Source organism: Mesorhizobium sp. P5_C1 (assembly GCF_054049815.1).
Genome location: NZ_JBFULQ010000172.1, coordinates 1 through 10,859 on the forward strand (window position 1 = coordinate 1; position 10,859 = coordinate 10,859).

Here is a 10,859-nt window from a genome sequence, read left to right on the forward strand (position 1 = left end):
ATGCTAGGCCCTGCTCGACTAGCCAGCGCTGGACGCTGCGACCGTCCGCGCGATCGCAGTTTCCGACAAGCCGACCGTACCGATCGCGGTTAACAAAACTGCAATGCAACGGTCGCGATGCTGCCAGGAACTCGTCCAGCGCATCGGCGGCGCGGCGCCCGCAAGGATATTTGACGCCCTTAGCGTCGTCGCAATACTGCTGGCTCTCTGGTGCGTCGATGCCATTGAAACGGATGCGCTGGCCAGCGATCTCGACCGTGTCGCCATCGACGACAGAGGCGCGACCATCCATCGGGTCGGGGAGCGGTTCCGTCCAACTCGATATCGTGCCTTGAAGGCCGGCGCCGTGTTGCATGACGAACTGCGTCGCGTAGGCGGCAATCGCCGCCACGGTCACGAAAACGAGCCGCATCGGCACGCCGGCGAGGCTGCGCCAGCGATAGCGCCTCGCACCAGTGTGCTTACGCCACTGGTTAGACCGATTGCCAGGGTGACGGTAGACCTTGCCCACGCCCCTCTCTCCCCGGAGGGCAGAATGCTTCCAATCGGGGGTTGAGTCCATCCATGAGAGATCGCTAAATCGGAGTAGGCTGGAGGCGGTCTGGTTGCGGTGGCACGCGGCCACAGGCGGGCGCCACGATGCGCGGAGTGCTTTGGCGGTCTAGGCAGCGGCATKTCTCRTTGGCGTTTCAGCCATGTGGATTTCGGACATCCTGTTCGAGATGATCGTCCGRAAGTTCAGRCCSGCGGCTGAAGACTGAGGCGGCTACCTTCAAACCACGCYATCGGCGTKCTCTCAGGGGTRACGGTARATTTTATATTTAGGCTTTATTTGSCGATAAGCCCGATTTGGGTAAAGACTTTCATTTTGAATGAAATCGGAAATCCATATTCTACCGTCATAGATAGCCATGTGTCCGGAAAGATGCCCATCTATTCCCTGTATAACTACAACGTCTCCAGCAATTGGCATGGTTGTATTTGTCTCAACAAATCCAGCGTTTGTTAGATTCCGTCCGTAATCTTTCGCGTCACCAGTTGGAACCAACGTTATGCCGCCGCTTTCAATTGCCTCCCTTACAGATCTTGCACAATGACCYTTGCCATGACTTCCGCCAGCACCAGCATGTCCTCGCGCAAAGGAAATAGCCYTATTTTTATCCCAAGGCATAATAATGCTCCCGGCGTRAGCGGCAYGAGCCTRGRGYAATTTACCCCAATACCGGCCCYTTGAAAATCGGACACCKCGCAGGGCGGCGGCCTTSGCTTATCRCCGCCGCGCTGAGCGTCATCCCTCGTTTGCTGAGCGTCATCCCTCGTTTGTAGTTCGCAACCAACCCCACCGCCGCTCGTTGATCCGATGCTGGTTGATCCCAGCACTCCATAAGACCCTAGCCCGCTGCCTCGTGGTGGCGGGCTTTTTTGTGCGCGAGGCTGGAACCCGTTGCAGAAAGTGGAAGTTCTGATTCTGCTCGGCAGTCACTCCCCGAGCAGCCACACAAGCTCCCGCCATCGTTATCCGGTGGCGGGCCTTTTCCCCTAGCGGTGCGTCGCTCGCCGACACTCTGGCCGCTCGCGAAACGATGTACGTCAATTGCGGTCACCCGATGTGCTGCAAGTCGACAAAGCTCGATATCCAGTTGCTGATCGACAGGCTCGGGCCTGATCATGGGTCAATGCATTGGGATCTGGTCGGGCGCTTTGGCTGCTCGGATTGCAAGGCAGAGGGTCGCGGCCGCAGCCCGGTGTTCTTCACGTGCATTCCCGACTACGCCGGCCAGCAGCAGGCACGGAACCGCGACTGGAAACCGACTTTCGAGAGCAGCTAGGATCATCTCTGATGGAAGTTGGCCGACGCCTATTGGGCGGGGGGCTTTGGGGTAACAGGCGCCGGCCAGAGACGGGCTCGAAAGTCCGCCCCGCCTTCAGGTAGGGTAAGACGGTCCGTTCTCGCATGGTGTGACCGCGTAGGTTAGGGCCTTGCCGTCAACCGAGGACCACCAACAGGTCGATCACAATGGCTTTCACAACAGGACCGATGATCCACCGCTATCGCGTCAGCCTGGGCTTCCCCAGTCCCCCGATGTTCGGCGAGGGTATCCTATGCGGATGCGATACTTAAGGCTCTTGCAGATTCGGAGGGGCCTCATGCGTCACAGCGGAGCCTTGCCCGCCGAAGACACGACCATCTCTTTGTGGCACCGGCTGCATAGCGCGCTTGTTCCGACAATCTCGCAGGCATAATCGCCCGATAGGATGAGGCGTCGGCATTTTGGGCAGCCGTAGCCACCGGCTGATGGCACAAAATCGTATTCCGGGCCAACATACGCGCACATCATATGATGGAACACCGGGAACAGCTTGAGGGCGCCACCACAAGCGGGGCACTGCGACTGGTCGGTTTCAATTTGCATCAGGTGTTGCCGTTCAGTCGAGTCGCAGCATCTGGATCAACCACTTAGCGATTCGGGCGGTGAAGTGGGTGTAATACATGTGAACGTAAACCGTTGAGCTGAGCGGCGGCGGGGTCACGCCATTGTTGAAGCGGACTCTCGCAATCTGGGTAGCCTGTCGGTCGCCGCCGAACTGCGGCTGCCGGCCAGCGTAAATATCCGAGACCGGCAGAATGTCGATTATCGTCCCAGGAATTCGACGGTTGCCGAACAACACCTGGACCTGATCGTCTATCGTGGGATTGGCCAGACGCTCGTTGGGAACGTACCAGTCGACGAAGATGTCCGTCGGATCGAGGATCTCGGCGATCGGCGCGCCCGCCACCAGGGACTGGCCGGCATACGCGACATTGGTTGAGACCACCCCCGCGACCGGCGCCAGGACTTCGCCGCCTGCGAAACTGCCCTCGATGGCATCCATGTGACCGCGAATCTTCTGGTTGAATTTGTCTAGGTCGGTAAGCTGAACAGTGGCCTCGGCGATTTCCGCTTCTTGCGAAACCACGGTCCTGAGGGCTTGCGCTCGCTCGCGGTACATGTCGACGCGATAACTGAGGCTGGCGGACGACATCTCCTCGATGTGTGCGATGGTTTCCTCGGTGAGCCGTAGATAGGAGCGCGAGGACGCCAGCGATTCCTGTGCCACCCGGAGTTTGACCCGTAGCTCGGCTCGGCGAACCGCGATGTCCGCCAGAGCGTTCATGTAGGTTGCGATGACGCTGTCGACCTGTGGCGAGTTGACCGTACCTATCACTTGACCGGCCTTGACCGTAGCTCCGGGCACCACGTTCATGGTCTTGATCTGTACGATATGGGGCAGTGAGACCACATAGCGGGGAGCTGTTACGGTGCCGGGTCCGCTCAGCAACACCAAGGGCGCGCCGAAATAGACGACGAAGAACGCAAGGATGCCAAATACGGCAGCGCCATATGCGAACCGCACAAGGCGCCCGGCCGCGCGCCGGCGGCTCTCGATCGGGTCAGGCACATTGGGATCGAGGCGGTTGATCGTTATGTTCATGACACCCTCCTTCAAACGGGGCCTCCGAACAGCGCACGACGGACGCGCGGTGGAACAAAGTCGTCATGCCGCGATGTGGCAAAGATGATCTCCGACGAATAGGAGAAGAAGCGGGCGCATTTCAGGTAGACACCTTGGTAGAATGGAAAGATCAGCGCCAAGCCCAGCCCAAAAAAACTGGCCGATCGGTTAAACATAACCAAGGCGAGCGCCATGTTGAAAAATGATAACCAGAGCAGCAGGACATAGATTGCGACGAGGAACGTAAACGCTTGGCTGCCGAACAGCAGCACCACATAGGCCAGATAGAACGGAAGGCTCAGGGTCGGGACGAGGTCGAATATGATGAAGTCCAGCCGTTGCAACGAGTCCCTCAGGCGCTCGCGGCCTTGGAACAAGCCTAGCTCGCGATACATCATCAGACGGACACGCAGCGCATCACGATCCCATCGGGCGCGTTGGCGCAACAGGCTGACGCCACTGACCGGACCGAGCGTTCCGGCCCAGGCGTTGGGGACGAAGCGAACCACATAACCCAGCCGTCGCAGCCGCAGCGTGAATTCCAGATCCTCACCAGGTCCGACGTCGAGTCCGCCCTGCCGCAGGAATACCTCGCGCCGATAGGTCGAGCAGGCGCCCGAAAGGCACGCGATGGCGCCGACGATGTCGAGCACGGACCGCCCAGCGCTAATCGACATCAGGTACTCGATGCTTTGAAGGCCGGTCCAAAGCGATTCGCTCTCGTTGACAATCCCAATGTTGCAGCTCGCGCCACCCACCCGCGGATCGCTGAACACCGAGGCGAGCCGCTCGACCGCGGTGGATTCGAAAATCGTGTCCGCATCAACGGTCATGAGTAGGTCAGCGCTTGCGAACCTGGCTGCGGCGTTGATCGCCGCGCTTCGACCGCAGCGAGTACCATGGCAAATCACCATGTCGACAAGGCCAAGAGCGCGCGCCTGCTCCGCGGTCGCGCGCGTATCGTCTGTCGAACCGTCGTCGACGATGATGATTTGGACCGGCCGTTGGGTCTGGCGATGCAACGAGGCGATTGTCGGATGCAGTCCAGCCCCGCCGTTGAACGTCGGCACTATCACACTCACCGAAGGATGGTCGGAGCGCACTGGGCCGTACTGCGACTTCCGCCATGTTCCGAACAGAACCAATGACACCAGCGACAAGGTGTAGCGCGGTATGTCGAAGATCAACGCCGAAAAGGCAAGCAAGAACAGATTGGTTTCGGACAGCGTTTGCACCATCGCGAGCATGCTGGCCATCTCCCGAAATGTAACTTGGTAGCTAAGCACGAAAGCGCTGAAACCACGACTATCGGCGCTTGGATTCATCGGGCTTGCTTAATGGACCACGAAGCGCACCCTTCCAGTCGCCGGCTGCTGCCGGGCTACATTGTCGGTGTTGCCCTTGCTGGCTGGAGGCGCTGGCGCTTACGTACGTGGTGGCCGCAAGGACGCGCCACGCCAGCGTTTAGCGCAAAACGAGAGGAACCGATCCGAAGACCGTCGTTTGCGTAACATTCAGAAAATGGATTCTGTGGGTTGCTTTTCGGGTCTCTTGTCGGGACCGCAGATTGCGGATTGACCTCAAGTTATTGAAAGTCTGGTACGCCCAACGGGAATCGAACCCCTGGTACCGCCGTGAAAGGGCAGCCCGTCCACGCACCAAGGAGCGACTGGTGGATAGGGCCTAATCCAGATGCCAGACCAAGCAGAAGATGCTCCTACCCCAGGAAGGGATGAATCCGCTGTTGGCCGAACTTACTCAGCCCATCAAGGCCGCCAAGGCCGGACTACCGAAAGCTCGCGAAAAGGTGACGCAAAACGACGTCCCAACTCAACGGCACGCTCTCGGACGCCTGATCGTTTTGCGAAAGCATGCCAAAAACCTCATTGACGCGAGAGACCGCTAGCGAAGACAGGACCATTAAGCATGTTTGTGCTATCAAAAACCGCTCCGGCGATCCCAAAAGCGGCTTCCTGCGGCGTTGCTTATTGGGTTTCTTATCGGTACCGCCGCCACGAATTTTGTCTAAGTCGTTGATTTTCTTGGTTCCCGCTCATGGGCTCGAACCACGATTCACGCCTTCAAAGGGCGCTGTCCTACCATTAGACGAAGCGGGAAAATGCAACCTGCGCCGACACCCCTAGCCGGTTCGCGCGCCGGGATCAACGCGATCCTCTTGTGATCGGCCACTGGCGGTCGGCAAAGCCGTCGCCGTCACGGGAGACGGCCAACCGGCTCGGCGCACCTGTGGACCGGGCAGCGACCGTCACGGGTCGGGACATAGGCCGACGTCGGAGCGTCGGGCCAGTCGCATTCGTTGCCGAACTGCCTGACATAGCGGTCATAGGTGTTGGGGCCGGTGGTCAGCACCACGGCGCGGCGGCTCTGGATCAGTTGTTGGAGCTGTTGGCAGCTCATTGTGCGGGTGTCGGGCCGGGCCTCGGTGAGACCGGTCGCGGCAAGCAGCATCGCTACAGTCGTCAAGGCAGTTCGATGGATGGGCATGGTGGTTACCTCAGCGGTTCACGTACCAAGCAAACGTGTCACGCAAAACTCGCATCCCCGCCAGCGGTTCGGCAACAGCGCGATCCTATCTTAGTCGAGTAACTGGCGATCGGCAATTGGCGGCAAGCCGTCGCCGTCAATCCGGGAGATCGCCGATCGCCTGGTCGCAGCGGTAGACCGGGCAACTGCCGTCACGGGTCGGGACATAAGCCGACGTCGGCACCTCCGGCCAGTCGCATTCGATGCCGAATTGCCTGACATAGCGGTCATAGGTGTTGGGGCCGGTGGTCAGCACCACGGCGCGGCGGCTCTGGATCAGCTGCTGAAGCTCCTGGCAGCCCATCGTGCGGGTGTCGGGCCGGGCCTCGGCGAGGCTGGTTGCGGCAAGCAGCATGGCCGCTGTCGTCAAAGCAATTCGGCGGGTGAGCATGGCGTACCTCAGCGTTTCACGTACCAAGCAAACGTGTCACCCGAAACTCGCATCCCTTCCAGCGGTTCCGCAACAGTCAGTTGGCCATTTTTTGCGGCGCAACCAAATGCCGCGTCGCGCATTGCTGGGGATGGACGGCAGGAAGCCCTACGAGACCCCGCAATGGCCACCCGGAGACGAGGATCGCGAAGCCATGTGTTGTTCCTTTTGCGGCGGCCGCGACCACCGCTACGAGGATTGTCCGCAACGGGATCCCGACGCCGATCCTCCGCTTGACGCCCCGGACGACGCCGCCCCCGAACCGAACTGATTGCGAAGCTTTTGGTCCGCGCACTTCGGTGGCTGTCGCCGCCGGCCAAGGAATGTCGCGCGTCGATTGCAACCAAACCCGCCACCACGCATTGCTGGGCATGGGGTGGAATGTTGTCACGCCGTGAGGGCGACGTGACGGGGGAAGGTGGGCAATGACAGAATTGGCAAGCATCAACGGTCCGCTCGACCCTCCCGCCGACGCACGGCTGGCGGCTATCGTCGATTCATCCTTCGACGCCATCATCAGCAAGGATCTGAACAGCATCATCACCAGCTGGAATGGGGCGGCGCAGCGCATGTTCGGTTACACCGCCGAGGAGGCTGTCGGCAAATCGGTGCTGATGCTCATTCCCGATCACCTCAGGGATGAAGAGGTCGACATCATCAGCCGGGTTCGCAATGGCCAACTCGTCGCCAGCTATGAGACGATCCGGCGCCGCAAGGATGGCGGGTTCATTGCCGTATCGCTGACCGTCTCGCCGATCAGAAACGCAACGGGCGAGATCATCGGCGCCTCGAAGATCGCCCGCGACATCACCGCGACCAAGGAGAGCGAGCGCCGGATCAGGCTGCTACTGAGGGAGGTGAACCATCGCGTCAAGAACCAGTTCGCGGTGATCCTCTCGATGGTCAGGGAGACAAGCAAGCGCTCGACCGATCCGCGCGAGTTCGAAGAGCTCATCCGATCCCGCATCATGGCGCTATCGCGGTCGCACGACCTGCTGSTCAACTCGGAATGGGCGGGTGCCAGCCTCTTCGACCTCATCCAGGAGCAGCTCAAGCCGTTCGGCCACGAGGCACAGGTATCGCTGTCGGGACCGCTGCTGACCTTGCAGCCGAACGCCGTGCAAAATCTCGGCATGGCATTTCACGAGCTTGGCACCAACTCTTCCAAATATGGCGCGCTGGCGGTCGATGCCGGGAGGCTCGAGATCACCTGGCAGATCGCCGCCGGTGCTTCGGGCAAGCGGGAAATCCATCTCGTCTGGGACGAAACGATGCCGGTGCCTGAAGGCGACCGGCCAGGGGGACGGCAAGACGAAGCCACGCGCAAGGGCTTTGGCACGGTCGTCCTGCAGCGGGTCGCGCCGCAATCGCTGAACGGCTCGGCGGTCCTGGAGCGCAACCCGGGTCGTGTCAGCTGGTCGCTGACGGCGCCGGTGGAATCGATCGTCGTTCCGCAGCTCGGCGCCGAAATGGCTGCCGCGGAGTCGTCTTTCGACCTGTGAGGGTCCGGCCCGGTCGGTTCACCTAACCTTTGGGGCGCTGCATCGGCTTGAACTCAACCCGGCTTCGCCGACGGCCAACCTTTTCCATCGACAGGCGTTGTCCCCGTGAAGGGAAGGGTCGCCGCGAGCGGCCGTGACGGGAACAAGGAGGCCGAGATGAGAATCCTCGCCATCGTGCCATTCATCCTGCTGGCGCTGTCGGCAGCGGCGCAAACGGGCCAGCAGCAGGACCCTGGGTCGCAGACCGACAAATGCCGGGTCCAGACCGAACAAGGCGCAAAACAGCAGCCTGGCAGCGACAATCTGACGGACACGCTCAATGACTGCGGCGGGGTGCTGAAACCGCCGGCCACCGGCGATCAGGGGATGGCCACGCCGGCCCCCGATGAAGGCAAGACACCGGTCATCAAGCCGGGCGAAGTGCCGGCCCAGCCGCCGGCACAGTAGGAGGCACGGCAGCCGAAAGGATTAGCGAACCAGCACGCCGGCCTGGTTGCACAGGGCAACGAAAGCTTCGTGCGCCTGGGCGGCACCCGCCTTGTTTTCCAGCGCCGCTTCGACCTGCTCGCGCGCGGCCTGATAGAACGGGCCGCGCTCGGCCTGCGGCCAGTCGATCAGGATTTCGCTGGCATCCTTCAGCGTGGTGATGTCGCGGATCGTGTCCGAGCCATGCGGCCTGATCCGCATCGGTGTCGACAGCATCGGCTCGGCCATTCCTGTTTTCCCGCTAATGGAGGAGTTTTGCTTCGCGCGCGGCGTCGACCATTGCCCGCATCGCCTTTTCCGGCGGCGTCCAGCCATCCAGTGCATCGCGGCAGCTGCGCAATGCCGCCCGGTAGCGCCGGCCCTGGCCCGCCGGCCAGTCGCCGAGGCATTCGAGGCTTTCCCAGGCACTGCGCACCACGCGCTCGCGCCCGGGGCTAAATTTCAGTCTGATCGGATGGGGAAACATCTTGTCGTTCAACGGTCGTCTCCTTGACTGGTGCATGCCGTCCGAAAGTGCGCGGAGGTTTCGGGACGACATGCACAAAACGAGGCGCCGGTTAACGTCGGCAACAGGGCAGGGTTCCCTGCCTTCGAGATCAAAATTTCAGTCGCCCGCAACGGCGTCCGACAAGGGCCTCGGCGGCGGCAATTCAGCGGCGTTCGCCGTTGGCCGGTCATGCTCGAACTGCTCGGTGCCGGGCAAGGCATGCAGCCATGTCTCGCGCCGGCTGGTCCACAACTCGTATTCGGGCATGAGATCGGTCGGCGCGATGTCGAGGCTGCCGATCATCACCTCGGCCTCGTTGTCGTCGACCCAGGCAACACGACCGCCGCAAGTCGGGCAAAAGCTTCGCGTGCCATAGGAACTGACGATGCCCGTCGTCTCGAAGGCCTCGCGCGGCCAGATGGCATAGGCCGAATAGACCGAGCCGCTGGCCTTGCGGCAGTCCTTGCAATGGCAGAGCCCGATTCTGAGCGGCGCGCCGTGGACCTCGAACTGCACGCCGCCGCACAGGCAACTGCCGGTCCTGCGTATGGTGTCGGACATGATGCGACCTCCATCTTGTCAGTCTGCTGCGGGGCCGGGCGGGACAGGAGATCGTCCCAGATGTTTCGTCCAGGACAAAGCCCCATCCCGATCCCATTGGACCTAGCCGCGGGCCGCCATATGGGCGTCGAGCTTCTTGCGCGACGGCCCATAGCGCTTGATGATGGTTTGCGCCTCGCTTGGCGGAATGCCGTATTTCCGGGCAAAGGCGGCGACCTCGTAAGGCTCCTCGCTCGAAACCAGCTTGCGGTCCTGCTTCGTCTTCGACTTGTCGTCAGCCATTTCAGGCCTCGCTTTCTGTTGCCGTGGAAACGCGCAGCCGTCGGCGCCCGATTCCACGATCAACAGGACATAACACAGATCGGCCGTCGCGAGTTCCAAGGCCACGACAATATCGCCGTGCCGCCGGCCTTGCCGCTATGGCATCAGGCGGGCGTGAGGCGCTTGGCGGCGAGATACATCAGCGCCGACGCGGCCTGTCCGCGCTCCCAGCCGGCGGCCTCGACCTTGTTGAGCAGCGCGTCGAGATGCGGGACGAGCATCTCCCTGCATTCCTGTTCATAGGCGGCGCTCGTCACCGGATGTTGCGGCGCAGCGATGGTCAATGCCTTGGCCATGTCCTGTTCCCCGTTTGAGTGCGGCGCCATCATAACATCAGCCGGCAAAGTGAAATCGGTTTTGCCGCAACAGTGGATTCAACGGGTTAGAGGTGTCTTGGCGCCGGGGCACGGCGCCTGCATCGGGGATTCCCACAAAAAATCTGGCTGATGTGTCGGATTTGGCGCCGGTCGCCCGTCCTTGGGCCGGAGCCCATTGCAATCCTGGAGAAAAGACCATGTCGTCGCAAATCATTCAGTCGCAAACCACTCAGTCGCAAAGCATTCAGGCACCGTGGCAGACCGCGGCACTTCTCATCGCCCGCCTGATCTTCGCCGGCGTCTTCCTGATGGCCGTGACCTTCAAGTTCATGGGTATGGGCGACACCGCCGGCTATATCGCTGCCGCCGGCTTTCCGTTTCCGCTGTTCCTGGCCTGGTGCGCGGCGCTGCTGGAAGCCGCGCTCGTGCTGTGCTTGCTGACCGGCGCCTTCTTCACGCCGGCGGCCCTGGTCGCCGCCGCCTATGTGCTGTTCCTCGGCTTTTCCTTCCACGGACCCAGCCACTGGGCCGGCAACCAGGCCGAGTTCGGCTTCTTCATCGACCATTTTTCGTTCATGGCCGGACTGCTGTTCGCGGCGGTGCATGGCCCGGGMAGGGTGCTCTCGCTGAATCCAGGATGGCCGGGCCGGGCGTAGGCGCAGGAGCCCGTCGCTAGCCCCGGATCAACCATTTGCTCACCTGGCAAGCAGTTTATG

The 10,859-nt window shown here is 61.4% G+C and carries 14 protein-coding genes and 1 tRNA gene; 3 read left to right on the forward strand and 12 right to left on the reverse strand.

Translation table 11 applies throughout. The annotated features are described in order from the left end of the window. The 7 genes from ACXJ7R_RS15585 to ACXJ7R_RS15615 form a co-directional block, all read right to left on the reverse strand. A partial coding sequence (locus ACXJ7R_RS15585; RefSeq protein WP_457152622.1) for a thermonuclease family protein occupies positions 1–355 on the reverse strand: 355 nt, incomplete at its 3' end. A gap of 1,798 nt (positions 356–2,153) precedes the next feature. Further along, positions 2,154–2,414, reverse strand: a complete 261-nt coding sequence (locus ACXJ7R_RS15590) for a hypothetical protein (protein WP_457152613.1) — start codon at positions 2,412–2,414, stop codon at positions 2,154–2,156. A gap of 13 nt (positions 2,415–2,427) precedes the next feature. Further along, positions 2,428–3,474 carry an HlyD family secretion protein gene (locus tag ACXJ7R_RS15595; RefSeq protein ID WP_457152614.1) on the reverse strand — a complete coding sequence of 349 codons (1,047 nt, stop codon included), beginning with the start codon at positions 3,472–3,474 and terminating at the stop codon, positions 2,428–2,430. Positions 3,475–3,485: 11 nt separating this feature from the next. Continuing rightward, the gene (locus ACXJ7R_RS15600) at positions 3,486–4,742 is read right to left on the reverse strand and encodes a glycosyltransferase family 2 protein (RefSeq protein ID WP_457152615.1); all 1,257 of its coding nucleotides are present in this window, start codon (positions 4,740–4,742) and stop codon (positions 3,486–3,488) included. 796 nt (positions 4,743–5,538) lie between these two features. Further along, positions 5,539–5,612, reverse strand: a tRNA-Gln gene (locus tag ACXJ7R_RS15605). Between the two features lie 97 nt (positions 5,613–5,709). Continuing rightward, positions 5,710–6,000, reverse strand: coding sequence for a hypothetical protein (locus ACXJ7R_RS15610; protein ID WP_457152616.1), 291 nt, complete (start codon positions 5,998–6,000; stop codon positions 5,710–5,712). 136 nt (positions 6,001–6,136) lie between these two features. Next, the gene (locus ACXJ7R_RS15615) at positions 6,137–6,430 is read right to left on the reverse strand and encodes a hypothetical protein (RefSeq protein WP_457152617.1); all 294 of its coding nucleotides are present in this window, start codon (positions 6,428–6,430) and stop codon (positions 6,137–6,139) included. Between the two features lie 464 nt (positions 6,431–6,894). Between ACXJ7R_RS15615 and ACXJ7R_RS15620 the strand changes: the two genes are divergently transcribed. Together ACXJ7R_RS15620 and ACXJ7R_RS15625 are read left to right on the forward strand one after the other, a co-directional pair. Next, positions 6,895–7,971: a sensor histidine kinase gene (locus tag ACXJ7R_RS15620; protein ID WP_457152618.1), complete on the forward strand. Its 1,077-nt coding sequence runs from the start codon at positions 6,895–6,897 to the stop codon at positions 7,969–7,971. Positions 7,972–8,127: 156 nt separating this feature from the next. Further along, entirely contained in the window at positions 8,128–8,418 is a 291-nt protein-coding gene (locus ACXJ7R_RS15625; protein WP_457152619.1) for a hypothetical protein, read from the forward strand. A gap of 21 nt (positions 8,419–8,439) precedes the next feature. Here ACXJ7R_RS15625 and ACXJ7R_RS15630 read toward each other — a convergent pair whose 3' ends face one another. The 5 genes from ACXJ7R_RS15630 to ACXJ7R_RS15650 form a co-directional block, all read right to left on the reverse strand. Continuing rightward, the gene (locus ACXJ7R_RS15630; protein ID WP_457152620.1) at positions 8,440–8,685 is read right to left on the reverse strand and encodes a DUF982 domain-containing protein; all 246 of its coding nucleotides are present in this window, start codon (positions 8,683–8,685) and stop codon (positions 8,440–8,442) included. A 13-nt stretch (positions 8,686–8,698) separates the two neighbouring features. Beyond that, positions 8,699–8,935, reverse strand: a complete 237-nt coding sequence (locus ACXJ7R_RS15635; protein WP_095091372.1) for a DUF982 domain-containing protein — start codon at positions 8,933–8,935, stop codon at positions 8,699–8,701. A 126-nt stretch (positions 8,936–9,061) separates the two neighbouring features. Continuing rightward, positions 9,062–9,505: a GFA family protein gene (locus ACXJ7R_RS15640; RefSeq protein WP_095091373.1), complete on the reverse strand. Its 444-nt coding sequence runs from the start codon at positions 9,503–9,505 to the stop codon at positions 9,062–9,064. Between the two features lie 102 nt (positions 9,506–9,607). After that, a complete protein-coding gene (locus tag ACXJ7R_RS15645) occupies positions 9,608–9,892 on the reverse strand; it encodes a DUF3606 domain-containing protein (protein WP_245331371.1) in 285 nt (94 codons plus the stop codon). A gap of 38 nt (positions 9,893–9,930) precedes the next feature. Further along, positions 9,931–10,122 (reverse strand): hypothetical protein, encoded by a 192-nt coding sequence (locus ACXJ7R_RS15650; RefSeq protein WP_095091787.1) that lies wholly within the window; start codon positions 10,120–10,122, stop codon positions 9,931–9,933. Positions 10,123–10,340: 218 nt separating this feature from the next. Here ACXJ7R_RS15650 and ACXJ7R_RS15655 point away from each other — a divergent pair, with 218 nt between their 5' ends. Beyond that, on the forward strand, positions 10,341–10,799 hold the full coding sequence (locus tag ACXJ7R_RS15655; RefSeq protein WP_457152621.1) for a DoxX family protein: 459 nt from the start codon (positions 10,341–10,343) through the stop codon (positions 10,797–10,799). Positions 10,800–10,859 lie beyond the last annotated feature (60 nt).